Source organism: Bacteroides sp. AF39-11AC, assembly GCF_003474285.1.
Taxonomy (GTDB): domain Bacteria; phylum Bacteroidota; class Bacteroidia; order Bacteroidales; family Bacteroidaceae; genus Bacteroides.
Genome location: NZ_QROH01000007.1, coordinates 1 through 24,906 on the forward strand (window position 1 = coordinate 1; position 24,906 = coordinate 24,906).

Below are 24,906 nucleotides of genomic sequence, written 5' to 3' on the forward strand. Positions count from 1 at the left end.
TAAATTTAAAGTTTTTTTATTATGAACAAAAAATTTCTAAGTGCAATCCTGTTCGGAGCTTTAATGGTAGGTTCTACAGGAACGTTCACGTCTTGTAAGGACTACGATGATGACATCAAGGACCTGCAGGGACAACTGGACAAGAAAGCTTCACTTGATGAATTGAACTCTAAGGTAAGTGCTTTAGAGGCTGCCATCAATGGAGCTAAGACTGATGCAACTGCTGCTAAGACTAAAGCAGAAGAAGCACTGACCAAAGCTCAAGAAGCATTGGACAAAGCTGGACAAGGGGGCTCATCTGCAGAAATCGAAGCTCTGAAAGCAGCTTTGGAAAAAGCACAATCTGATTTGCAAAAGCAAATCGATAAATTAGCTTCTTTGGATGATGTAACAGCAAAAGTTGCTGCTCTGAAAAAAGAGCTCGAAGCAGATTTTGTTACTGATGAGAAGTTGCAAGCTTTATCTACAAAGGTTCAAACTTTGACTGATGAAGTAGTTAAACTGATCGGTCACCGTTTGACTAGTCTGGCTGTAATACCGACTACTCATATTAATGGTATCGCTGCTATCACTTTCACTACTTTGCAATATACTCCGCAGAAGTATCAGGTAGTAGCTGATCACGAATCAGAAGTACATGCAACGCAGCCCGTTTTGGACCACGTTGATGCAGCGACCAAAGCTAATTACATTTCTACAGAAAAGAACAAAGCTTACTTCCATGTAAGTCCGAGTGTAGGTATCCGTACTCAGGATATCAAATTACCTTCATTCGATGGTTTGAAGTCTGAAAACATCATAACCAGAGCAGGTGTTGAAATTACTAACAATAAGCCTATTGAAGTTACTGGATATAGTATCGACGAAAAGGGTGTATTGGAAGTTACATTCAAGAAAGAAAAGAGCTTCTTGAATACACAGCTTAAGACTTCTAATCCGACTGGTACTAAGGAATCATTCTATATGGCTTCTTTGAAAGCTCCTATTGCAGAAGCTAACTACACAGAAGACGAAGCTAAGGATCTTGCAGCTGGTAAGATTGATGGTGTTTATGTAAACTCTGAATATGCTCGTATCGAGGAACTTATCAAGTTGCCTTACCTTACTAACATGAGAACTGATTACAGCAAGACAACTACCGGTAACTTTGCTGATGAAACTCAGACTGATGCTAACGGCAAATTCTATGTTCACTATCATGACTCTATCTGTCTGTATAAGTCTGATGCAAATTCTCTTATTGATGTTTATCAGCCTTACGACAAAGCTCTTGATCTGAAAACATTGGTGAAAGTTTGTGTAAGCGATATCAATAACGATCATAGCAAACATGAAGGTCTGGATAATTATGCTGACTATGGTTTGGCATTCCGCTTCCGTTTAGCTAATGCTGCTTACATTCCGCAGAACGATAATACAAACAAGACTGACCAACAGAAGTTTGCTCAAATCGATTCTCCTGAAAGTGGTATCATGACATCTAAAGTATATACCATTCCTGAATCAGCTACAGCTGTAGGTCGTGAGCCTATCGTTTGCGTATCTTTGATCGATACTCAAAACGGTAACGCCTTGATCGCTCAACGTTATATCAAGATTAAATGGACTATGGAAGGTAAGACTCTGTCTGTTCCATTCCAGCCTGTTCTGTTCAATTGCACTGTTGAAAACCGTGTTAATACAGAAATGATGAATACAATGATCTACGACAAGGCTAAGACTGGTGGTATGACTAAGAATGAATTCCATTCTATCTATACTCAGTTCGTAGATGGTACAGGTGCTGGTACAGCTATAGATATTGCTAATCCTGAAGAAGGTGTTGAATCTCACAATATCTTGTGGACATTGTCTGAAACTGATCTGGGCGTATTCTGGCCTACTCAGCAAGAAAAGACATTCACTAAGACTGTGACTTACAAAGATCCTAAGGGTATCAATGCTGACATTACAGTTGTAATGACAAGAACTATCTACATGCCTGCTCTGAACGTTTGGGGCCATATGGGTACTTACTGGAAGGGTGACAAAGAATATCAGATATTCAATATCAATCCGATCGTTTACGGTACTAAGGAATCTAACCCGGCATGGAACGCAGTTACAGGTACTAACCCGACATGTAACATCTATACTGACCTGTTGAATGGCTTCTTGGATGACAGATATAAGAAACCGACTGACGGTGCTGCAGGTGTAGTATATTACACTGACAAGAATGTAGCTGGTAAGAAATTCTACTATCCTTCTTTCGGTCCTGCACAAGCTGGTGCTACTATGGGAGCTAACTCTAATGGTATCTATTACAATGACTTGGGTGTAAGATTCGTATTTGACAAGGCAAGAATTGCTAACTACAAGTATACTTGGAAAGACGGTACAGAATACACAGCTACGTTGAAGAACAATGATACTGAATTGTGGATCAACGGTCAATTGGCTGCTACAATCGTTAATCATGCTGCTAACTTGTTGAATGCAAGTGAACAAACTTACAACATTAAGTTGGAAGAAGCAGTTCCTGCTCATCCTGTTACTGACTTTACTAATCAGCCGACAGAAGCTGCTAAAGCATTGGTTGGTAAGCTTGTTCCTATCAACTTGGTTGCTGACATCTGTGGTAATGGTAAGAATGTAGCTACAGTTAAGCAATATGAAGCTAACATCATCGAACCGTTGCAGGTTAAGAAGGGTGAAATTAAGAACTTCATCGATGCTCAGAACGAAGGTAGTACAATTGATGTAACTGATGCATTCACTTACTATTCTTGGAATGACAACAACCAGGTTGTTGCTAAGACTGGCAAGGGTGACTTAGCAGAAAAACTGTATGAGTTCTACCAAGTAAGAGAAGCAGGTTGGCCGTTGGTAGCTGGCTCTAGCACTTTGGATGTAACTAAGATCAAGACCAACTTGAAACCTGAAGGTGGTAACTTGGAACCTGTTGAAGGTTACACTCAAGGTAGCTTGCCTGCAAACGTTGAGATTAAGTACGAACAGAAACTTGTTGATGGTAAATTGAAAGATGTTCTGACTTATTACAACTATAGCGGTACTCCGGTTAACAAGGCATACAAGCTGTTTATCCCGGTTGAATATGGCTACAAGTGGAAGACTTTGACTAATGTTTATGAAGTAACTGTAGCTCCTAACTCAGGAACTCCTGGTACTAAGTAAGATTAGATACTAAATAAAAAAGAGTATGTCCTTCGGGGCATACTTTTTTTTAAATGAAACAACTACTCTGTGAAGAATAGTCCTTTTTTTCACCATCGTGAAAAGTAAAATGTTGTTGTGTGAGGCTGTCCCCGGTGGGAGACAGCCTCACTCTTTTTATAGCCATTCACTCTAACTACTCAAAAAGAAGAAAAGGCTATACGTTATAATAAACAAATACAGAACAAGAAAAAGGCGGTGAAAATGCTTAAGCATTTTCACCGCCTTCCTTATAATAGAACACTAATTACTTCTCCGGTGTCTGTTCCAACGTAGCTACCAAGAAATCATAGAACTTGGAAACTGTAGGAATCAAAGCACGTTCATCCGGTGAGTGCGGAGAGCGCAATGTAGGTCCGAAGGAAATCATATCCAACCCCGGACAGTTAGCACCAATAATACCACATTCCAAACCTGCATGAATTACTTTCACTGCCGGTTCTACACCGAATTGCTGCTTATAAGATAACTTCATGGCATGCAGAATAGGAGAATCCACATTAGGCTGCCAACCCGAATAACCTCCGCTTAATTCCACCTTCATACCAGCCATAGCAAAACAAGCAGTCAGGCTGTCAGCCAGAAATTCTTTCATTGTATCGCAAGAGCTACGTGCCAGGATACGAACCTCTGCTTTGCCACCACCAATAATAACAATAGCCAGATTAGAAGAAGTTTCCACTGTATCAGGTACAGTAGGAATCATACGCATCACGCCATCCTGACAAGCCATCAATACATTAATCATATTATCCTGAATTTCCGCAGGAACAATAGCTGCAGGAAGATCAACAGATTCAATCGTCAGAGTAATGCCGCTTTCAATCGGAGCGTATTCCGCATTGATCTGTGCTTCATATTCCTTAATATAATCTTCCAGTCCTTCCGTATCTTCAGGATTAAACACCAATACAGCACATGCTTCACGAGGAATAGCATTACGCATATTTCCACCCTCAAAACTTGCCAACTGAGAATCAAACTCAATCAAGACATCATGCACTACGCGAGCTAAGAGCTTATTAGCATTTCCACGGCCCTGATTGATCTCCAAACCGGAGTGACCACCACGCAGGCCTTTCAAAGTAACCTTACGAGCTACAAGATCGGCTGCAGGCGCTTCTTCTTTATATTCCAATGTAGCAGTCAGATCGATACCACCGGCACAGCCGATATATAATTCGCCTTCATCTTCAGAATCAAGGTTCAACAGGATTTCACCTTTCAGTGTACCCGGCTTCAAGCCGAAAGCACCGTACATGCCTGTTTCCTCATCTTTCGTAATCAAGGCTTCCAGAGGGCCATGTTTCAGACTGTTATCTTCGAGCACAGCCATAATAGCTGCAACGCCCAGACCATTGTCTGCCCCCAATGTAGTACCTTTAGCTTTCACCCAATCGCCATCGATATAGGTTTCAATAGGATCTTTTGTAAAATCGTGAACAGTATCATTGTTCTTCTGAGGCACCATATCCATGTGCGCCTGAAGAATGACGCCTTTGCGGTTTTCCATACCCGGAGTAGCAGCTTTACGAATGATAACATTGCCTATTTCATCGACAAATGATTCCAGACCTAAGCCTTTTCCAAAGTCTACAAGGAACTCGGTTATCTTCTCCATGTGTCCGGACGGACGGGGAATTTGAGTCAGCGAATAAAAATGCTTCCACACATTCTGTGGAGCTAATTGCAAGATTGTACTCATAACATTTTAAAAGTTAGTTTTCGCAAATATACATTTTTATTCCCAAACTATGCAAGAACCTAAACTTTTTCCTGTGAAAAACTAACATTACAATAAGCACAAAGAAACACCCGAACCCTACATTAACGAATCTATTTTGACCGATTTACCAACGACAGATGCAACCATCCATAAATACCCAGTACAATGACCAACAATGTCTGTATACCATGCACTATCAACGCAAAAACTCCTGCATCAGTAGCATTGACACCATATAACATCATCATGGTAATAACAGCAAAATGCCAGGGACCTGCACCATTAGGAGTAGGAACAATAACTGCGAAAGTGCCGCCCACAAACATCACCAAGCCTGCCAGAAAGCTCAGATGCTCAGTAAAAGAGAAGCAATAAAAAGTGATATAGAAGTGATAAAAATAACATATCCATATAAGTAAGGTATAGAGAATGAAAAGTGGTATATTCTTTACACTTTTCAATGACATCACCCCTTCCCATACATTCAACACCACGCCTTTTACTTTCTCAAAGAAAGAAAGCATACGCAAAAGAAAATAGAGTAATACCAATACACCAATGATACTAAAAAGAACAACATAAAACCAGGGAGACGTCACCAGATGCACCAGCGAAGGAACTTTGGTACCCGTCTCTTCAAAAAAACGAAGGAAAACAGGCATCTGTATCAGAAAAGTAATCCCGGTAATCAAAAGGATGGTCAATGTATCTATCAAACGTTCCGTTACCACTGTTCCAAGCGATTTGGCAAAAGAAACATCATCATATTTGGCAAGTACTCCGCAACGGGAAACCTCTCCTACACGAGGCAAAATAAGATTAGCAGCATAAGAAACAAAGATAGCATCCACACAATCACTTGATTTGGGATAAGCTCCAAGCGGGGCAAGTGTTTGTTTCCAACGCCAGCCACGAAACACATGACTCATTACACCAAAAAATAACGAAAACAGCATCCATCCCCAGTTCGTTCCATGCAGAAGTACTTCTTTGGCGCGTGCAAAATCAAAATCTCGATACACCCAATACAAGATAAAACCGCCCAAAGCGACCGGCAAAAGGATCTTCAGTGTCTTTTTTAATAGTTTATTCATGCAGAATTCGTTATTCTTCGTCGAAAAGGATTACCTTTGCGAGCTGCAAAGATAGTGCAAATAGGAAGCAGAACAAAAGAAGCTTACTTATTTTTAATGCTAAAGTACGGCCTATATTTGCGGAGCAAAGAGAGTGCAACAGTAATGATTTAGTGGATAAATGAGACTAGTAAAACCTAAAAAGTTTCTCGGCCAACATTTCTTAAAGGATCTGAAAGTGGCGCAGGACATAGCCGATACCGTAGACGTATGTCCCGGACTTCCTGTATTGGAAGTGGGTCCGGGCATGGGGGTATTAACCCAGTTCCTGGTAAAAAAAGAACGTCCGGTGAAAGTAGTAGAACTGGATTATGAATCTGTTGCCTATCTGCGTGAAGAATACCCGTCCCTGGAAGATAACATCATCGAAGATGACTTCCTCAAGATGAATCTGCAACGCTTGTTCGACGGGCAGCCTTTTGTACTGACTGGAAACTATCCTTATAATATATCAAGCCAGATTTTCTTCAAGATGTTGGATAATAAAGAACTGATACCTTGTTGCACCGGTATGATACAGAAAGAGGTAGCCGAACGTATTGCTGCCGGACCCGGAAGCAAAACATACGGCATTCTGAGTATATTGATACAAGCATGGTATCGTGTGGAATATCTTTTCACCGTACATGAGCATGTATTCAACCCACCGCCTAAGGTGAAAAGCGCTGTCATCCGCATGACACGAAACGAGACTCAAGACCTTGGCTGCGATGAAAAGCTATTCAAGCAAGTGGTGAAGACCACTTTCAATCAACGCCGTAAAACCCTGAGAAATTCGATAAAACCCATACTTGGCAAAGACTGCCCACTGACGGAAGATGTTTTATTCAATAAACGACCGGAGCAACTATCGGTACAACAATTCATAGATCTGACTAACCAAGTTGAGCAGGCTTTGAAAAAGATTAGAGAAAAAAGTAATGAAACCAATGAATGATATTTAGCAGGCAGAGCTCCAGCGCTACACTGGTAAATTATCATTTAAAGCAAGAGGAGGAAGATTATGGAAATGGACGAAGAATACATTGACAACGTCAAAAACCTCATTGAGCAAAAAGACGCTGAAAACGTCAAAACGCTCCTGATAGACTTACATCCTGCGGACATTGCCGAACTGTGCAATGATCTGAGTCCGGAGGAAGCACGGTTCGTATACCGTTTGCTGGATAATGAAACCGCAGCAGACGTATTGATGGAAATGGATGAGGATGTCCGTAAAGAGTTCCTTGAAATACTTCCTTCTGAAACCATTGCCAAGCGCTTCGTGGACTACATGGACACGGACGACGCTGTAGACCTGATGCGTGAGCTGGATGAAGAGAAACAAGAAGAAATTCTCTCGCACATTGAAGACATTGAACAGGCAGGAGACATCGTAGATCTGTTGAAGTACGATGAAGACACTGCCGGTGGTTTGATGGGTACGGAAATGGTAATCGTGAATGAAAACTGGAGTATGCCGGAATGTCTGAAAGAGATGCGTCAGCAAGCTGAACAGTTGGATGAAATTTACTACGTTTACGTCATTGACGATGAAAACCGCCTGCAAGGAGTATTCCCGCTGAAAAAGATGATCACCTCCCCTTCCGTATCAAAGGTGAAGCACGTGATGCGGAAAGACCCGATTTCTGTGCACGTCGACACATCCGTGGATGATGTAGTACAGATTATCGAAAAGTACGACTTAGTAGCCGTTCCTGTTATAGATAGTATCGGACGGTTAGTAGGACAAATCACCGTAGACGACGTCATGGACGAAGTTCGTGAACAATCGGAACGCGATTACCAGTTAGCATCCGGTTTATCCCAGGATGTAGAAACGGATGATAACGTAATGCGTCAGACGAGCGCCCGCCTACCGTGGCTTATTATTGGTATGCTCGGTGGTATCGGTAACTCCATGATTTTAGGAAACTTCGATGCAACCTTTGCAGCCCATCCCGAAATGGCACTCTACATCCCGCTGATCGGTGGTACGGGTGGAAACGTGGGAACCCAGTCTTCGGCTATCATCGTACAAGGCCTTGCCAACAACTCACTGGATGCCAAAGATATTTTCAAACAAGTCACAAAAGAGTCTGTAGTAGCTCTTATCAATGCTACTATAATTTCTCTATTAGTGTATATATATAATTTCGCCCGGTTCGGTGCAACCGCCACCGTCACCTATTCCGTTTCCATCAGTCTGTTTGCCGTAGTCATGTTTGCATCTATCTTCGGCACGCTGGTTCCTATGACGCTGGAAAAGTTGAAGGTAGACCCAGCCATCGCTACCGGTCCGTTTATTGCGATTACCAATGACATCATAGGCATGATGTTATATATGGGAATTACCGTACTTCTCTCCTAAAACAAGAAAAAAGAAAAAAAACTCAGGAAAAAAGTATGAAGTAATTGTTTTATTTCATTAATTTGTGACCTAATGTAACCCGAACGGGTAAAACCGTTTCTTAAAACGTATGTACAATGATGGACACTCATGACACTAATCTCCCCGAAAAGGCGGTAGAATTAGAAGAAGAAAAGAAAGCAGCCGAGGTTTCAGAGCCGGCTCTGACCGAAACTCCGGCTGAAGAAGCAACGCAGGAAGAAAAGGCGGTAGAAGCTGTACAGAAACCGAACAAGGAAGAAATCCTGACCAAGCTTAAAGAGCTTTCCGCGGATGTGGAAAATGCCGGCAAACAGGAAATAGATGGCCTGAAACAGGCTTTCTATAAGCTGCATAATGCCGAACAGGAAGCGGCAAAGAAACTATTCATCGAAAACGGGGGAACAGCAGAGAATTTCATTCCGACAGCAGATGCTGTTGAAGAGGAATTCAAGAACATCATGTCCGTCATTAAAGAGAAGAGAGGTGCATTGTCAGCCGAACAAGAAAAACTGAAAGAGCTGAACCTGCAAATCAAACTTTCCATAATCGAGGAACTGAAAGAACTGGTAGAATCACCCGATGATGCCAACAAATCCTATACGGAATTCAAGAAGTTGCAACAACAGTGGAATGAAGTGAAACTGATTCCACAAGCTAAAGTCAACGAACTCTGGAAGAGCTACCAGCTCTATGTAGAGAAGTTCTATGACTTGCTGAAGCTGAACAATGAATTCCGCGAATATGACTTCAAGAAGAACCTGGAAATAAAAACACATCTATGCGAAGCAGCCGAAAAACTGGCAGAAGAACCGGATGTAGTATCGGCATTTCATCAGTTACAGAAGTTGCATCAGGAATTCCGCGATACGGGTCCCGTTGCCAAAGAATTGCGTGACGAGGTATGGAACCGCTTCAAAGCAGCTTCCACTGCCGTAAATCGTCGCCACCAGCAACACTTCGAAGCGTTGAAAGAAGTGGAGCAGCATAACCTCGACCAGAAAACAGTAATTTGCGAAATCATTGAAGCGATAGACTATAATGAGCTGACCAACTTTGCTGCCTGGGATAATAAGACACAGGAAATCATTGCTTTGCAAAACAAATGGAAAACCATCGGTTTTGCACCGCAAAAGATGAATATAAAGATATTCGAACGTTTCCGTAAAGCATGTGACGAATTCTTCCGCAAAAAAGGAGATTTCTTTAAATCTCTGAAAGAAGGTATGAACGTGAATCTGGATAAGAAACGTGCCCTTTGCGAAAAAGCCGAAGCTCTGAAAGACAGTACCGACTGGAAGGCAACTGCTGACGAGCTAACCAAACTGCAGAAAGAATGGAAAACGATCGGTCCGGTAGCAAAGAAATATTCTGATGCAATATGGAAGCGCTTCATTTCGGCTTGCGACCACTTCTTTGAGCAAAAAAACAAGGCAACTTCTTCTCAACGTTCCGTTGAAGTAGATAACCTGAACAAGAAGAAAGAAATCATCGAAAAGCTAGGTGCTATTGATGAGAATATGGATACGAATGAAGCCACACAGTTGGTACGCGAATTAATGAAGGAATGGAACAGCATCGGTCATGTGCCTTTCAAGGAAAAAGACCGTTTATACAAACAATACCACGGACAAGTGGATAAGTTGTTCGACCATTTCAACATCAGTGCTGCTAATAAGAAACTGAATAACTTCAAATCCAATATCAGCAATATCCAGGAAGGTAGTCCGCAGTCGCTCTACCGTGAACGTGAAAAACTGGTACGTGCGGCAGATGCCATGAAGAACGAATTGCAGACATACGAGAATAATCTCGGTTTCCTGACAACTTCTTCTAAGAAAGGCAATAGCCTGCTGACAGAATTGAATCGCAAAGTAGAAAAGCTGAAAGCAGATATTGAGTTGGTAAAACAGAAAATTAAAGTTATCGACGATTCTATTCGTAGCGCCGAATAATTGAAACCCACATACAAATAGAGGCTGTGTTAGCAATTAACACAGCCTCTATTGTTTTATCTATATTCAGGTTCTATTAATGATGGAACAAACGGATACCAGTGAACGCCATAGCAATCCCATATTTATCACAGGTTTCAATTACATGGTCATCACGCACCGAACCACCTGCCTGGGCAATATACTCTACACCAGTCTTATGAGCACGCTCAATATTATCGCCAAATGGGAAAAAGGCATCTGAACCAAGGGATACTCCTCTCAGTGTATCCAGCCATTCACGTTTTTCTTCGCGAGTCAGCACTTCCGGCTTCTCTGTAAAGAACTGTTGCCAAACGCCATCAGCCAGCACATCTTCATGGTCGTCACTGATATAAATATCAATTGTATTATCACGGTCGGCACGACGGATTTTCTCTACCCAAGGTAAGTTCAGTACTTTCGGGTGTTGACGAAGATACCAAATATCGGCTTTATTTCCGGCCAGACGAGTACAGTGGATACGACTTTGCTGCCCTGCCCCGATACCGATTGCCTGCCCATCCTTCACATAACATACGGAATTGGACTGTGTATACTTTAAAGTAATAAGAGCGATCATCAAATCACGCTTTGCAGCATCCGGAAAACTTTTGTTTTGAGTAGGAATATTAGCAAACAGCTCATCACCATTCAGCTTTATTTCATTACGGCCCTGTTCAAAGGTAATTCCAAACACATCTTTGCGCTCAATCGGTGCCGGTCTATAATTCGGATCGATTTTAATTACATTATAAGTACCTTTACGCTTATTTTTCAGGATTTCGAGCGCCTCATCCGTATATCCCGGAGCAATAACACCGTCTGATACTTCCCGATTAATAAAACGGGCGGTTGCTGCATCACAAACATCACTTAAAGCGATGAAATCGCCATAAGACGACATACGGTCAGCACCACGGGCACGTACATATGCATTAGCCAACGGAGAAAGCGGCAGATCATCTGCGAAATAGATCTTTTTCATGATCTCATCCAATTCCAAGCCAATAGCTGCACCTGCAGGACTCACATGTTTGAATGAAGTCGCCGCCGGCATACCGGTAGCTTCTTTCAGTTCTTTCACCAACTGCCATCCATTTAAGGCATCCATAAAATTAATATATCCCGGACGTCCATTCAGGACTTCAATAGGCAGTTCACCCTCCTGCATAAAAATGCGGGCCGGCTTCTGATTAGGGTTACAGCCATACTTGAGTTCTAACTCTTTTGCCATAGTTTTAATTATTTGAATAGAATTGCCGCAAAATTACTAAATATAAAGCAAAATCAATCATTATAAATCCACAACAACGCGGATAAGCATGCAGTTGCTTCCTTTCATGGAAATTCCGTTTCCCCAAATGATAACTTTGTTAACCTCACACGGTAACTCCATTTACACGCCGGGGTAAAAGCCGTTACATACCGATGTAAAGCCCGTTACATGCTGGGGTAAAGGCCGTTACATACGGCAGTAAATGCTTTTACATCTTGCAGTAAATCATTGGTAAATGCTATCAATTGATTATCAACAAGCTAACAAAAAAAATAGTCATTAGCAATCTTTACCTCATCCCCGTGCTGGTCACTTCATTAGCATTCCCTAAGAGATTAGTTCCGCCAATGGGTTCATAATTATCGTTGTATGCAAAAAAATGCGGTTCTGTTCTGAAAGTTTGGAGAATCAATACATTATAGTCTCTCTGAAAATCTTTATCTTTGCAAACCGTTTGAAAACAAAAGTGAATAATTAACGATACAATAACTTAAAAATAACCAGAATCAGATGAAGCAGGACATGATTGTTATCCTTGACTTGGGTAGTCATGAAAATACGGTATTGGCTCGCGCCATCCGTGCGTTAGGTGTATACAGTGAGATCTACCCTCATGATATAACCGTTGAAGAACTGAAGAAATTACCCAACGTAAAGGGTATTATTATTAATGGTGGACCATGTAACATAGTAGACGGCGTTGCTATCGATGTAAATCCGTCCATCTATGAGGCAGGAATCCCTGTGATAGCTGCCGGTCACGACAAAGCAACTTGTGCAGTGAAACTGCCACAGTTCACGGATGATATCGAAGCCATCAAAGCAGCAGTTAAGCCTTTCGTTTTCGAAACTTGCAAGGCTGAAGCTAATTGGAACATGACCAACTTTGTGAACGACCAGGTTGAATTGGTACGTCGTCAGGTAGGCAACAGAAAAGTATTGCTGGCTCTTTCCGGTGGCGTCGACAGTTCCGTAGTAGCAGCCCTCTTACTGAAAGCAATTGGTGACAACCTGGTATGCGTACATGTAAATCATGGTCTGATGCGTAAAGGTGAGTCCGAAGATGTAGTAGAAATGTTCGGTAACCAACTGAAAGCAAACCTCATTTATGTAGATGCTACCGAGCGTTTCCTTACTAAACTGGAAGGTGTGGAAGATCCCGAACAGAAACGTAAGATTATCGGCGGAGAGTTTATCCGCGTATTCGAAGAAGAAGCACGCAAACTGGACGGAATCGACTTCTTAGGTCAGGGAACTATCTACCCCGACATCGTAGAAAGCGGAACAAAAACAGCCAAGATGGTGAAATCTCACCACAATGTAGGCGGTCTGCCGGAGGATCTTCAGTTCGAACTTGTAGAACCACTTCGCCAGCTTTTCAAAGACGAAGTACGTGCTTGTGGTGTCGAACTGGGCTTGCCTTATGAAATGGTTTATCGCCAACCGTTCCCTGGTCCCGGTCTGGGTGTTCGTTGCCTGGGCGCTATCACACGCGATCGTCTGGAGGCTGTACGCGAGTCCGACGCTATCTTGCGTGAAGAGTTCAGAATTGCCGGATTGGATAAGAAAGTATGGCAATATTTTACCGTGGTACCTGACTTCAAGTCAGTTGGTGTGCGCAACAATGCCCGTTCTTTCGAATGGCCGGTTATCATCCGCGCCGTCAATACAATTGACGCAATGACCGCTACTATCGAACCGGTAGAATGGCCTATCCTCATGAAAATCACAGATCGTATCCTGAAAGAAGTAAAACATGTGAATCGTGTTTGCTATGATATGTCCCCGAAACCCAATGCTACCATAGAGTGGGAATAAAAAAACTTTTTAGATGATAAATTGATAGCCTCAGCTTCTTGTAAGTTGGGGCTATTTTTATATTTTTAGGGGAGAGAAATAAAAAAAAGCTGCGAACTTATTATATTCACAGCTTTTCTTCGTTGGGCTACCTGGATTCGAACCAGGAATGACAGGACCAGAATCTGTAGTGTTACCATTACACCATAGCCCAATAACAGGTCGTTCCCGTTTTGCGGTTGCAAAGATACAAAGAATTTGATAATCCAAAACAATTTCGCATATTTTTTTCTCTAAATTCTGCTAAGATGCCGTATGCCAAAGAAATATATACCTAAAAAAAATCAAAAATTAAAAGACTTTTCCTCTTTTAGGTGTTTCATACAAGAATTCAGCGTATATTTGTCAACTGTTTAATTTTAATAATAAGTAATGAACGAAACAAAGAAACTCATTCAACAAATAACCGAAGGTATACAAGATAAAAAAGGAAAAAATATAGTTATAGCAGATCTTTCTAAAATTGGCGATACTATCTGCAATTATCTCGTCATTTGCCAGGGAAACTCCCCAAGCCAGGTGACCGCCATTGTAGAATCCGTAAGAGAATTTACACGCAAAGGTGCCAACAGTAAACCATTTGCGATAGACGGGTTACGCAATGCCGAATGGGTAGCAATGGACTACTCTGACATACTGGTACACGTTTTTCTGCCCGAAACGAGAGACTTCTACAACCTGGAGCATCTCTGGGCCGACGCCAAATTAACCAAAATACCTGATATTGATTAATAAGCCCTATGGACAATAATAATAACGCTAACAAAAAGCCCAATAAGGTTAATATGCCCAAGTTCAACCTGAACTGGCTGTATATGATCATAGCCATGATGCTTCTGGGCTTGTACCTGACCAACGAGAATAGTACAGGTACGAAAAACATATCTTATGACGAATTCCAGCAATATGTACGCAACGGTTATATGAGTAAAATCATCGGTTACGATGATAACTCGGTAGAAGCGTATATTAAGCCGCAATATGTGAAGAATGTATTCCAGGCAGACTCCAGCCGGGTAGGTAAGAATCCGATGATTACTACCGAGGCCCCCTCTCGTGAGAGTCTGGGAGATTTTCTGCAAAAGGAAAGAGACGAACAGCATTTCGACGGTTCCATCAATTACGAAAAGAAGCGGAACTACTTCGGTGTAGTGCTGTGGCAGATTCTGCCTATTGCTTTCCTTATTGGTTTCTGGATTTTCATGTCACGCCGCCTGAGCGGTGGTGGCGGTGGCGGCGGTGGCGGCATATTCAATGTCGGTAAGTCACGTGCCCAACTGTTTGAAAAAGGAACTCCTGTGAAAGTTACTTTCAAGGATGTAGCAGGACTTGCCGAAGCCAAACAAGAAGTAGAAGAAATTGTAGAGTTCCTGAAAGAACCGCAGAAATATACAGACCTGGGTGGTAAGATTCCCAAAGGTGCGCTGCTTGTAGGCCCTCCGGGAACAGGTAAAACCCTGCTTGCCAAAGCTGTGGCAGGTGAAGCCAATGTACCGTTCTTCTCACTGGCCGGCTCCGACTTCGTAGAAATGTTTGTCGGTGTAGGTGCATCCCGTGTGCGCGACTTATTCCGTCAGGCAAAGGAAAAAGCACCCTGTATCGTGTTTATCGACGAAATCGATGCCGTAGGACGTGCTCGTGCCAAAGCTGCCGCAATGGGTGGTAACGACGAACGCGAAAACACTTTGAACCAGTTATTAACTGAAATGGACGGTTTCGGTTCCAACAGTGGTGTAATCATCCTGGCTGCTACCAACCGTGTAGACGTACTGGACAAAGCTTTGCTGCGTGCCGGACGTTTTGACCGTCAGATACATGTAGACCTCCCCGACCTCAACGAACGTAAAGAAGTATTCGGTGTACACTTGCGTCCTATCAAAATAGATAATACGGTAGATGTAGACTTGCTGGCACGCCAGACTCCGGGCTTCTCCGGTGCTGATATCGCCAACGTCTGCAACGAAGCAGCACTTATCGCTGCCCGTCACGGCAAGAAATTCGTAGGTAAGCAAGATTTCCTCGATGCCGTAGACCGTATCGTAGGTGGTTTGGAAAAGAAAACGAAAATTACCACTGAGGCAGAACGCCGTTCCATTGCTATCCATGAGGCGGGACATGCTTCCATCTCCTGGTTATTAGAATATGCCAATCCACTGATCAAGGTAACCATCGTTCCGCGTGGACGTGCATTGGGTGCTGCCTGGTATCTACCTGAAGAACGCCAGATCACCACCAAAGAACAAATGCTTGATGAAATGTGTGCCACACTGGGTGGTCGTGCTGCCGAGGACTTATTCCTGGGACGTATTTCAACCGGCGCCATGAACGACTTGGAGCGTGTGACGAAGCAGGCTTTCGGTATGATCGCTTACCTCGGTATGAGCGAGAAACTACCTAACCTTTGTTATTACAATAACGAAGAATATTCTTTCAATCGTCCGTACAGTGAAAAGACTGCCGAACTGATTGACGAGGAAGTTAAGAACATGGTGAACGAACAGTACGAGCGTGCCAAGAAGATACTCTCCGATCATAAGGACGGACACCAGAGACTGTCACAGTTACTGATAGACAGAGAAGTGATCTTCGCAGAAGATGTGGAAGAAATCTTTGGAAAACGCCCCTGGGCTTCCCGTTCTGAGGAAATCAGTGCCAATAAGATATCAGAAGACTTGAAGAAAGCTGAAGAAGCAGCTGCGAAAGAAGCTGCGAAGAGCGAAAAAGAAGTAAAAGAGGAAGAGGAAAACAATGTTGAAAGCGGAAAAGAAACCGGTAATACAAAGGTTTCCGCAGAAGGAACCAAAGTTTCTGTAGAGCGACCCGCAAAAGAATAAAGAACTAAAAAACGGAATTACCGTGAAAAGCAATTTCTTACAACGCGCCATCACAGGTGTGTTATTCGTAGTAGTATTGGTGGGCTGTATCCTATACAGCCCCCTTTCATTCGGTATCCTGTTCACCATTATCGGTGCACTGAGCGTACACGAATTTGGGCACCTGATAAACCAAAGCGGTGAAGTACAAATCAATAAGACGATCGCCGCCCTTGGAGGCGCTTATCTCTTCCTGGCCGTTATGGGTTTCTGCCAGTCAACCATCGGAGCGCAGGTATTCCTGCCTTATCTGGCATTACTGCTTTACCTGATGATTACGGAACTTTATCTGAAAAAGAAGAATCCTATCGGCAATTGGGCTTTTTCTATGTTGAGTCAGTTATATGTGGCACTGCCGTTTGCATTACTCAATGTATTGGCTTTCCAGTATAGCCCCACAGAAAGTAGTGTGACCTATAACCCTATCCTGCCGCTTTCTATCTTCGTATTTATATGGTTGAGCGATACAGGTGCTTACTGTGTAGGTTCCTTGATCGGCAAGCATCGCCTGTTCGAACGTATTTCCCCTAAAAAATCCTGGGAAGGAAGCATCGGTGGCGGTGTATTCTCTATAGCCTCTTCATTTGTATTTGCACACTACTTCCCATTCATGCCTGTTTGGCAATGGGCAGGACTGGCATTGATCGTTGTTATATTCGGCACATGGGGAGACCTGACAGAATCACTGATGAAACGCCAGTTAGGTATTAAAGACTCGGGACATATCCTGCCCGGACACGGAGGAATGCTCGACCGCTTCGATAGCGCTTTGCTGGCAATCCCCGCGGCAGTGGTCTACCTCTATGTCTTGACCTTATTATAAAATAAAAAAAGCCGGAGGAATTCACATTCACCCGGCTTCACACAAAACACTTTACTCTACTTCAATTGCATCTTTGAGAAATCTAAGTTCGAAGCTTCTTCAGCATTATTTGATTGTTTTTCAAATACTATTTCTACTTCTTCATTCACTTCCGAATTAAGTTTCAGCTTGATACCCTTCATCTCAGGAGTCAATACTTCTTTCAGATTGAAAGATACTAATCCGGCAGCACGGCGTCCACTTACATCACCGTAGTTATTATAGCGAAGTTCGAGGTGGAGATATCCGTCATCTTCACTCACAGCATCTTCTGTAGCTCCAGCAGGTTGTACCAGACTGATACGATGTTTCGTATCCGGGTCCTTCGGCAAGTTCTGCATAAAGACAATATTCATATAACCACCGCTGACCGTCAGGTCTCCCTTATAAATCAGTACCGGATCGTTACCATATTCTTCCTCATTCTCAGCAGTCAACGACTCCACTACTTTCGTCAGGGCATGCTCAAGACGCAAGATCTTCACAGCATGGTCATATCCTTCATAATTATCATAAATAGGATTGAACACCGTAACCACACGTTGTCCGTCTACCGGCTGATACCAACCCATATCCGTATTGATGGGCCAAAGCGTTCCCCAAGTATCACTCTCCATATAGAAAGTATTCCCCTTTACACGTATAGTAGCCCAGTTCGGATAAGAAAAGTCCCCGATTGAGTATCCGCTGTCGAGATCATCGCATGACTGCAAGGCAGGTAGCACCGCCAGGCACATCATCATAAATAACCAATGTAATTTCTTCATAATTAAAGTCCTCTTGTTTGTTACCGTAATAATTGTTAATTCATAAAATATCGCATGTTCTGACTATAAAATACGAAAGCCGGGCTATTACTGCACCGGCTTTATCACTTTTAACAATTTTATGGTCTTTTGAAACCAAAGAGGTTTCATTATGTAAGAAGAATCACTTTCGTAGTAAGTGTACCATCTCTTGTGCCGCCCGTTTCGGAGCACCTGCATCCCCCAAGCGTGCTGTCATGTATTCATATCCATCAAGCATTCGCTGTCGATAATCTTTATCATATAGAATACGTTCCAGTTCGGCACGTGCTTGTTCAACTGTCATTGTATCAGCTACCAGTTCCTTCACTACTTCACGGTTCGCAATCAGATTTACCAGCGAAATGTACTTCACCGTCAGTATATGGCGGCGCAGGAAAGAGATGACTTTTCCTATCGGCGTATGATAACAAACAGCTTGCGGCACCCGGAATAAAGCAGTCTCCAATGTAGCAGTCCCCGAAGTCACTAATGCCGCCTCAGCTTGTTGTAGCAGGCGGTAGGTCTGACCGAAAAGAATCTTCACCTTCGCATCACCTATATATTCGTGATAATAATCGGGAGAAATACCGGGTGCACCAGCCAAAACCAACTGGTATTCCGGAAAAGCAGAAGCTGCCCGAAGCATATCGGGCAGATTATCCTTTATTTCCTGCTTCCGACTACCTGCCAGCAAAGCAATGATTGGCTTAGAATCCAAGTTGTTTTCACGAATAAAATCGTCAAAGGTTTCAGGGTGCTCTGCACGGAAGAGAGTCACTTCATCTACCGTAGGATTACCTACATAATGTATCGGGTAGTGATGTTTGTCTTCAAAGAATTCCACCTCGAACGGCAGGATAGAAAACAATTCATCCACATCCCGTTTGATATTCTTGATACGGTATTCTTTCCAAGCCCATATCTTCGGAGAGATATAGTAATAGACAGGGATATGTGTCTTCGCACGCAAGAACTTGGCTATACTTAGGTTGAAACCGGGGTAATCCACCAATATCACCACATCGGGCTGCCAGGCAACGATATCTTCCTTACATCGCTTCATATTGGCAAAGATGGTACGCAGGTGCAGCAACACAGGGATAAATCCCATATATGCCAACTCCTTATAATGCTTCACCATCGTTCCGCCAACCGCCGCCATCAGGTCTCCCCCGAAGAAGCGGAATTCCGCCTGCGGGTCTTCTACCTTCAAAGCAGCCATCAGGTGAGACGCATGCAGGTCACCGGAAGCTTCACCGACAATCAAGTAATACTTCATATCAATTGACAATTGATAATTATAGTTAGAACCATGATTGCAACTCATCAATAAGATTGTAAGCCGTAACATCCACCGTAGTTGGAGTGATGGCTACATAGCCGTTATCGAGTGCCCAATGGTCGTTCTTCTCATTATCGGGGTCCGTATTCTGGAATTCACCGGTCAGCCAATAATAATGAGTATCGCCACGATGTGCAAAATTTTCCCATTCATTCGTCCACTGTCCTTTGGATTGCTCACATACTTTGACACCTTTCAGCTCTTTTACATTGGGAAAGTTCACATTGAGACAAGTCAACGGTGGCAGTCCTTTTTCCAGAACCTGACGGGCAATCTCGCGGATATAAGGGCCCGAAGGTTCAAAATCAGGGTTTGGATCGTGACAGCAAAGAGAGTAACCAATAGAGGGAACTCCTTTGAGGCAACCTTCAATCACCACTCCCATCGTACCGGAATAATGTACATTCACAGCAGAATTATCTCCATGATTGATACCGCCGACTACCAAATCCGGTTTGCGGTCGAGCACTGTATGGAAGGCAAGCTTCACACAGTCTACCGGAGAGCCGGAACATTTGTAAATCGTAAGTCCTACGTCTTTACGTACCAACTGATAATGAATAGGTTCGGTCACTGTCAACGCACTTGCATTTCCCGAACGTGGTGCATCCGGCGCCATTACTACGATTTCTCCCAACGGACGGAGAAACTTTATCAACTCACTAATACCTTTCGCAATGACTCCATCGTCATTGGATATTAATATCAAAGGTCTCTGATTTTCCATATTTATCCTAATTTTCAGTGCAAAAATAGCAAAAGAGAACCGGATACCAAGCTTCGAAGACTTAATATATTAAATCCGTACACTTAATCTATTAATTCCTTTTGGATACCTCCTTAATTCATCATGCTACTATGCAGCGCTGAAGGCTTTGCAAAAAGGTCCTATGAGTAATAAAGTAATTAACCCCTAATCATTCTCTTCTTAATGATGTCCGTCATTCCCTCCCGTTGTACTCAACACTATGTTACGTGCAACATGAGCTTCATTTCCGGCAGCATCCGTACAATAAACCATCAGATGATAATCTCCCGGAGTAGCATTAGCGGGTATCACGATATCATGGTGATGAATATGCGCCGTTCTTTGTTCCGATACATCATACGACCTGTTAAAGGTGAAATCCACAGTAGCCCCCGTAACCCGGGTATCGTGCGAATGATGATCGAAATTATTATGAATCTCTATCTTATACGATTTTAGCATAACATCATCCGATAACTCCATCTCAAAATGCACACCGTGCTCACTACCTATTGCCAGGACCTGACCTTCGGCGGGTGAATTAAGATCAATTACCGGCTTTGTGGTATCACTAAGCGGATTATCACTATCACTACAAGCCGTAAACAACGACATAACCATCACTAAAAGGGAAAGAATCATCGGGAAATAAAATTTTGTTTTCATTTGAATCGTTTTTTAAAAGGTACTTTAATTAATAATTGAAAGTTTCGTCCCGGTTCGGGAATCTCCACTTTGCGATAAAAACTGAGATGATTGTAATAACGCGTATTGAATATGTTCCGGACGGTCAGAGTGATCTCCACCTTATTTCCGGCAACAGGTAAATCAAGAGAGCCACCTATATGGAAAAGGTTCGCACCCGGAGTACGGTCTTCGTTACGGTCCACCCGATTTTGACGGGCTATGTTTTGCCATTCGGCATACAGCATATAACGTTTCTTCTGCCAGGTCAGCGTATTATGCAAAGTGGCAGGCGGAGAAAAGCTCAAAGGAATATGTTCATCACAATTATAGGTATAGACATACTCACCGGATATGCGATAACTGAAAGCAGAAGAAAGACTAACCTCTGCACCTGCCTCCGCTCCTGCAAACAATGCCTCCGTCTGCGTATATCGATAAATCTGTCCTGTATGGGGTAATACAGACCATTCCCCCGTAGGGCGCAGAAAAATATAATTGCTGAACCAATTGACGAACGGAGAAACATACAGAGACAATCGTCCGTACTTCAACTGATAAGAAGCATCCATTTGCCAGCCTTGCTCGGAAGAAAGTGTGGCGTCCCCTTGTTCGTGGCGGAATGTACCATGATGTACCCCGTTCGAAGCCAGTTCATTCGCACCCGGCAGACGGAAGCTCCGCCCAACGTTTACCTTCAGTTGATGCTGTGCAGAAGGTGTCCACACCACTCCCAGCGACAGAGAATAGTCTCCGAAGTTTCTGTTTGCACGACGGCTGTTCCAACGGTAGGATTCCACCTGTTCATCACTATAGCCCTGCTCTTGCAGATAAGTTGCCAGATACGGATCATCGTGGGCAAAAACACGCATACGCCCATAATCATACCGTATACCTCCACTAACAGCAAGTACATTGTCCGGACGATACGTTGTAAGCCAAGATACCCCGGTAGTGAAACGCTCATATTCCGGCAGTAGAAAAGAATAGCCTGAAATTGTGTTTCTCTGAAACTGAGAATCCCATCCCATCTGATGTTCCCAGGAAGAAGAACCGATAAGCCGCCCTTTCGCAGAAAAGCTGAAAGTATTCAGATTAAACCCCAGTTCCTTATCCGGATTTGTTTCCGGCAAAGGCTGGCTGCCGTAATGGGTATGGAATGCACTCCATTCTTCACGATGATTATTCTGATAACCCATATCACCCGACAGGATAAACTTCTCCCAGGCATATTGCTGATGAGTAGTTACTTTCAGATGGTTCACTTTACTATAAGGAAGCTCTATGTTCCGGCTATCACCGTCATCTTCCAGACGCGACACATCGGGAATTCCATGTGCACCGGGAAAGAAACCTGTCTTCTGAAATACATTGGACACGGCATAATTCGACTTATACCCTTTCTTTTGGTATTGGGTAAAGAAATTGATATTACGCTCCCACCCTGCCGTATTCTTCAGCCGACGACCATGGACCGGCATCTTCTGAGTCAGGTAGATTATCGTATCCGCCGGGATACGGTAATCCCCGAATCGCTGTTCAGAATAACGCAACTTCGTATACCAGGCATTCTTTTTGATGCCCAACATCAGCGAAACACCGAAAGTCTCGTTGACAAACTTTCCCAGAAGCGTTACATCACCAAACAGCATATTCTCTGTCGGAACCTGTACGGGAGCAATGTCAATCACTCCACCCATGGCATCGCTTCCATAAAGCAACGAAGCAGGACCTTTCATCACATTCACGGCATCTACATTGAAAGCATCGAGTTCCAGACCATGATCTGCTCCCCACTGCTGACCTTCTTGTTTGATACCATTCTCCAATACGGCAACCCGGTTGAAGCCCATTCCCCGGATCATCGGTTTGGAAAATCCTGAACCGATATCCATAGCTTGCACGCCCGGAATATTCTCCATCGCCTGCATAAAGTTACCTGTAAAATGTTTCCGCAAGAAATCCCGGTCAGCCACTTCAAGGGTAAGTGCAGTCTTCTTATTCTGAAGTTGTTGGTAGGTTTCCGCCACCACTACTTCAGGCAAAGCTACATTACGGACTAAATCGGATTCTTGCGCATGGGCGGAAAGAGCTGTACACAACACCCCTAACACGCCCGGAATAAATCCTATACGCATTGATTACAATCTTTTAGAATAAAACAATGAGAGGCAGGCTATCAAGAAAGCCCGTCTCCACTAAAAATCAACTATGTAATCAAGCTGTGGGAGGCGCGCGCAGGTGATGTGAATAAGACAGTGCATAAACTATCTCATCCTGGTGAACAACCTGCTCAAAAGGTATGGGCGTTAAGATACAATGGAAGTCAACGGATTGCGCTTCCGTGAAAAGAGAAAGAGAGAAGTGACAAATTGAACAATCATCGGGCGAATGACGCGGGTGATCGGCATGAGAACAGGAAGCAGCATGTTCTTCCTCGTGATGGTGAAAGGCTTTCACCACGAAGAACGGCATAAGTGCCATCATCAACACCCACGCTAAAACTGCCCTCTTCTTTCTGCTGTTATTCACTTCTTTAATTGACAAGTATTTGAATAGGCTGCGAAGATATGTATCTCAGACTAAAAACGCAAACTCTGATACTTAATATGTGTTACCGCTCCGGCTTTTACCAATATATAGGTATAGCCAATATTTTTGTAATCCTTTCACTATTTTGAATGAACTCTTGATTTTAACTTATAATCTGTTTCATCAGTTCTTGATTCATCTTCTTTGCTTGTTTTTATACGCGCAAACAAATATAGGATTCTTGTTTCGTATACGATACAAAAACCCTATATTTTTATATACAACACAAACAGCTGGCCATCATGAATTATCTAAAACTCATCTTCTGCAAAATAAAACACAATGTTCCCGTCGTAATCAATGAAACCATCGTATTTTTTCAGTTTCACATGAATGACTTTCTCTGTACGATGCTCCACATCTATACTTTCTCCCCAATCAGAGCTAAAGCGAAGCACTTTCCCTATAGGACTCAGCAGGAAAGGCAAAGAAGCTCCCGGACTACCCGACCAAGTGGAATAGCCATTGATGAACTCAATAGGTTCGCCATTCCGCCTGGCCGGATCCAATCTTTTATTGTCCAACTGCGACCTGACTACATTAAAGTTCTCGTCAACAATATCCATACACGATTTGCCTTTGCATTGTGCGTAGGCATATCCCAAATAAAAGTTGCGGATGTCCTTAAACTCGGGGCTTATCACTGTTCCGGTTTTATCAATCATCACCACTCCGCCTTCTCTCTTTGCAACAGACGCCTTCCCTTCACGGAACGGATAAGGCTCTTTACTGAATTTTGCAGGAATCACCATCTTGACCGATACGTCAATAAATCCCCAGCGTCCGCCATTCTCGGTCACTTTTACAGCAGCCAGGCCTTCACAGAAATCTTGTACCTTCAAATAGATAGCCGGGCAAACGATCTTACCAGCCTTATTGAAAAATCCATAACGCCTTTTATCCATGTCATAGAAAGCCGCCAAACCATTGGAGAAGGGACGCGCCTCTTCCGGGCATTGCGCTCCCACAGTGAGCATAGTTTGAGCAAGAGCCGGAAATACCTCACGGCCTTGTCTGTCAATGTAAGTACACTTGGAGTACCGGTCATTCACCGTCTTTACAATCAAGGCATAACCATCTTTATTGAAAGGAGCAGAATCCACAATCTTCGCATTGAGTTTTATAGCCCGTCCTTGCTTATTTATGACGTACCAAGTTTCAGTGCGCCCCCACATGTCACGACCGGACTTGCATACCAAGCAAGCTCCACCACCGAATTTTGGATAACCGAAACTTTTATAACTCCATTGGTAATCAATCACCTTATTCCCCAGCTCGTCTATGAAACCCCACAAGTAGGTTTCCTCATTCTTCACGGCAAGCAGACCATCGTGAAAGGCATAGTTGGTATCATACCTGTTTATTATCACTTTTTTGGCATTCTCCCCTATCCTGATAGGAGTAGACTGGGCAGCAGCAGGCAAAGCTATGCCTACTGCCAAACATATTGTTATCAAACTTTTTT

General features: G+C 43.2%; 18 protein-coding genes and 1 tRNA gene. 8 read left to right on the top strand and 11 right to left on the bottom strand.

Annotation, left to right across the window (positions count from 1 at the left end):
- Positions 1 to 21 precede the first annotated feature (21 nt).
- Positions 22 to 3,177 carry a hypothetical protein gene (locus DW036_RS15770; RefSeq protein ID WP_118465252.1) on the top strand — a complete coding sequence of 1,052 codons (3,156 nt, stop codon included), beginning with the start codon at positions 22 to 24 and terminating at the stop codon, positions 3,175 to 3,177.
- A gap of 286 nt (positions 3,178 to 3,463) precedes the next feature.
- Here the strand turns inward: DW036_RS15770 and DW036_RS15775 are convergent, their stop codons facing one another.
- Complete coding sequence (locus DW036_RS15775; RefSeq protein ID WP_118465253.1) at positions 3,464 to 4,921, bottom strand: aminoacyl-histidine dipeptidase; 1,458 nt, start codon at positions 4,919 to 4,921, stop codon at positions 3,464 to 3,466.
- Between the two features lie 131 nt (positions 4,922 to 5,052).
- Complete coding sequence (locus DW036_RS15780; protein WP_118465254.1) at positions 5,053 to 6,036, bottom strand: lysylphosphatidylglycerol synthase transmembrane domain-containing protein; 984 nt, start codon at positions 6,034 to 6,036, stop codon at positions 5,053 to 5,055.
- A 160-nt stretch (positions 6,037 to 6,196) separates the two neighbouring features.
- Between DW036_RS15780 and rsmA the strand changes: the two genes are divergently transcribed.
- The 3 genes from rsmA to DW036_RS15795 all read left to right on the top strand — a co-directional run bounded on the left by rsmA (position 6,197) and on the right by DW036_RS15795 (position 10,398).
- Entirely contained in the window at positions 6,197 to 7,012 is an 816-nt protein-coding gene (rsmA, locus tag DW036_RS15785; protein ID WP_118465255.1) for a 16S rRNA (adenine(1518)-N(6)/adenine(1519)-N(6))-dimethyltransferase RsmA, read from the top strand.
- 72 nt (positions 7,013 to 7,084) lie between these two features.
- Positions 7,085 to 8,425: a magnesium transporter gene (gene mgtE / locus DW036_RS15790; protein ID WP_118465503.1), complete on the top strand. Its 1,341-nt coding sequence runs from the start codon at positions 7,085 to 7,087 to the stop codon at positions 8,423 to 8,425.
- Between the two features lie 116 nt (positions 8,426 to 8,541).
- Entirely contained in the window at positions 8,542 to 10,398 is a 1,857-nt protein-coding gene (locus tag DW036_RS15795; RefSeq protein WP_187374625.1) for a DUF349 domain-containing protein, read from the top strand.
- Between the two features lie 76 nt (positions 10,399 to 10,474).
- On the opposite strand, the gene DW036_RS15800 is transcribed toward DW036_RS15795, so the two are convergent.
- On the bottom strand, positions 10,475 to 11,653 hold the full coding sequence (locus tag DW036_RS15800) for a phosphoribosylaminoimidazolecarboxamide formyltransferase (RefSeq protein ID WP_022392709.1): 1,179 nt from the start codon (positions 11,651 to 11,653) through the stop codon (positions 10,475 to 10,477).
- Between the two features lie 552 nt (positions 11,654 to 12,205).
- Between DW036_RS15800 and guaA the strand changes: the two genes are divergently transcribed.
- Positions 12,206 to 13,513, top strand: a complete 1,308-nt coding sequence (gene guaA, locus DW036_RS15805; RefSeq protein WP_118465256.1) for a glutamine-hydrolyzing GMP synthase — start codon at positions 12,206 to 12,208, stop codon at positions 13,511 to 13,513.
- 122 nt (positions 13,514 to 13,635) lie between these two features.
- On the opposite strand, the gene DW036_RS15810 is transcribed toward guaA, so the two are convergent.
- Positions 13,636 to 13,706: transfer RNA gene (locus DW036_RS15810), tRNA-Gln, on the bottom strand.
- A gap of 218 nt (positions 13,707 to 13,924) precedes the next feature.
- Here DW036_RS15810 and rsfS point away from each other — a divergent pair.
- Genes rsfS through DW036_RS15825 form a run of 3 tightly spaced genes read left to right on the top strand, consistent with a single transcriptional unit; the run spans position 13,925 to position 17,248 of the window.
- Positions 13,925 to 14,284, top strand: coding sequence for a ribosome silencing factor (rsfS, locus tag DW036_RS15815; protein ID WP_022392711.1), 360 nt, complete (start codon positions 13,925 to 13,927; stop codon positions 14,282 to 14,284).
- A gap of 8 nt (positions 14,285 to 14,292) precedes the next feature.
- Positions 14,293 to 16,386 carry an ATP-dependent zinc metalloprotease FtsH gene (gene ftsH / locus DW036_RS15820; protein WP_118465257.1) on the top strand — a complete coding sequence of 698 codons (2,094 nt, stop codon included), beginning with the start codon at positions 14,293 to 14,295 and terminating at the stop codon, positions 16,384 to 16,386.
- A 22-nt stretch (positions 16,387 to 16,408) separates the two neighbouring features.
- Positions 16,409 to 17,248 (top strand): phosphatidate cytidylyltransferase, encoded by an 840-nt coding sequence (locus DW036_RS15825; RefSeq protein WP_118465258.1) that lies wholly within the window; start codon positions 16,409 to 16,411, stop codon positions 17,246 to 17,248.
- A 56-nt stretch (positions 17,249 to 17,304) separates the two neighbouring features.
- On the opposite strand, the gene DW036_RS15830 is transcribed toward DW036_RS15825, so the two are convergent.
- From DW036_RS15830 to DW036_RS15860, 7 genes are all read right to left on the bottom strand, one after another.
- On the bottom strand, positions 17,305 to 18,054 hold the full coding sequence (locus tag DW036_RS15830; RefSeq protein WP_118465259.1) for a NigD-like protein: 750 nt from the start codon (positions 18,052 to 18,054) through the stop codon (positions 17,305 to 17,307).
- A 163-nt stretch (positions 18,055 to 18,217) separates the two neighbouring features.
- Complete coding sequence (lpxB, locus tag DW036_RS15835) at positions 18,218 to 19,354, bottom strand: lipid-A-disaccharide synthase (protein WP_118465505.1); 1,137 nt, start codon at positions 19,352 to 19,354, stop codon at positions 18,218 to 18,220.
- Positions 19,355 to 19,379: 25 nt separating this feature from the next.
- Complete coding sequence (surE, locus tag DW036_RS15840) at positions 19,380 to 20,144, bottom strand: 5'/3'-nucleotidase SurE (RefSeq protein ID WP_007667080.1); 765 nt, start codon at positions 20,142 to 20,144, stop codon at positions 19,380 to 19,382.
- A gap of 201 nt (positions 20,145 to 20,345) precedes the next feature.
- Positions 20,346 to 20,831 (bottom strand): DUF4625 domain-containing protein, encoded by a 486-nt coding sequence (locus DW036_RS15845; protein ID WP_118465260.1) that lies wholly within the window; start codon positions 20,829 to 20,831, stop codon positions 20,346 to 20,348.
- Positions 20,828 to 22,987, bottom strand: a complete 2,160-nt coding sequence (locus DW036_RS15850; protein WP_118465261.1) for a TonB-dependent receptor — start codon at positions 22,985 to 22,987, stop codon at positions 20,828 to 20,830. The genes DW036_RS15845 and DW036_RS15850 overlap by 4 nt, the downstream gene beginning before the upstream one ends.
- 79 nt (positions 22,988 to 23,066) lie before the next feature.
- On the bottom strand, positions 23,067 to 23,381 hold the full coding sequence (locus tag DW036_RS26015) for a hypothetical protein (protein ID WP_118465262.1): 315 nt from the start codon (positions 23,379 to 23,381) through the stop codon (positions 23,067 to 23,069).
- Positions 23,382 to 23,692: 311 nt separating this feature from the next.
- A complete protein-coding gene (locus tag DW036_RS15860) occupies positions 23,693 to 24,898 on the bottom strand; it encodes a WG repeat-containing protein (RefSeq protein WP_158585968.1) in 1,206 nt (401 codons plus the stop codon).
- Between the last annotated feature and the right edge of the window lie 8 nt (positions 24,899 to 24,906).

Excerpts from the sequence above, each read along its gene's own strand:
- DW036_RS15770 (WP_118465252.1), top strand. The coding sequence starts at position 22 with ATGAACAAAAAATTTCTAAGTGCAATCCTGTTCGGAGCTTTAATGGTA.
- DW036_RS15775 (WP_118465253.1), bottom strand. The coding sequence starts at position 4,921 with ATGAGTACAATCTTGCAATTAGCTCCACAGAATGTGTGGAAGCATTTT.
- DW036_RS15780 (WP_118465254.1), bottom strand. The coding sequence starts at position 6,036 with ATGAATAAACTATTAAAAAAGACACTGAAGATCCTTTTGCCGGTCGCT.
- rsmA (WP_118465255.1), top strand. The coding sequence starts at position 6,197 with ATGAGACTAGTAAAACCTAAAAAGTTTCTCGGCCAACATTTCTTAAAG.
- mgtE (WP_118465503.1), top strand. The coding sequence starts at position 7,085 with ATGGACGAAGAATACATTGACAACGTCAAAAACCTCATTGAGCAAAAA.
- DW036_RS15795 (WP_187374625.1), top strand. The coding sequence starts at position 8,542 with ATGATGGACACTCATGACACTAATCTCCCCGAAAAGGCGGTAGAATTA.
- DW036_RS15800 (WP_022392709.1), bottom strand. The coding sequence starts at position 11,653 with ATGGCAAAAGAGTTAGAACTCAAGTATGGCTGTAACCCTAATCAGAAG.
- guaA (WP_118465256.1), top strand. The coding sequence starts at position 12,206 with ATGAAGCAGGACATGATTGTTATCCTTGACTTGGGTAGTCATGAAAAT.
- rsfS (WP_022392711.1), top strand. The coding sequence starts at position 13,925 with ATGAACGAAACAAAGAAACTCATTCAACAAATAACCGAAGGTATACAA.
- ftsH (WP_118465257.1), top strand. The coding sequence starts at position 14,293 with ATGGACAATAATAATAACGCTAACAAAAAGCCCAATAAGGTTAATATG.
- DW036_RS15830 (WP_118465259.1), bottom strand. The coding sequence starts at position 18,054 with ATGAAGAAATTACATTGGTTATTTATGATGATGTGCCTGGCGGTGCTA.
- lpxB (WP_118465505.1), bottom strand. The coding sequence starts at position 19,354 with ATGAAGTATTACTTGATTGTCGGTGAAGCTTCCGGTGACCTGCATGCG.
- surE (WP_007667080.1), bottom strand. The coding sequence starts at position 20,144 with ATGGAAAATCAGAGACCTTTGATATTAATATCCAATGACGATGGAGTC.
- DW036_RS15845 (WP_118465260.1), bottom strand. The coding sequence starts at position 20,831 with ATGAAAACAAAATTTTATTTCCCGATGATTCTTTCCCTTTTAGTGATG.
- DW036_RS15850 (WP_118465261.1), bottom strand. The coding sequence starts at position 22,987 with ATGCGTATAGGATTTATTCCGGGCGTGTTAGGGGTGTTGTGTACAGCT.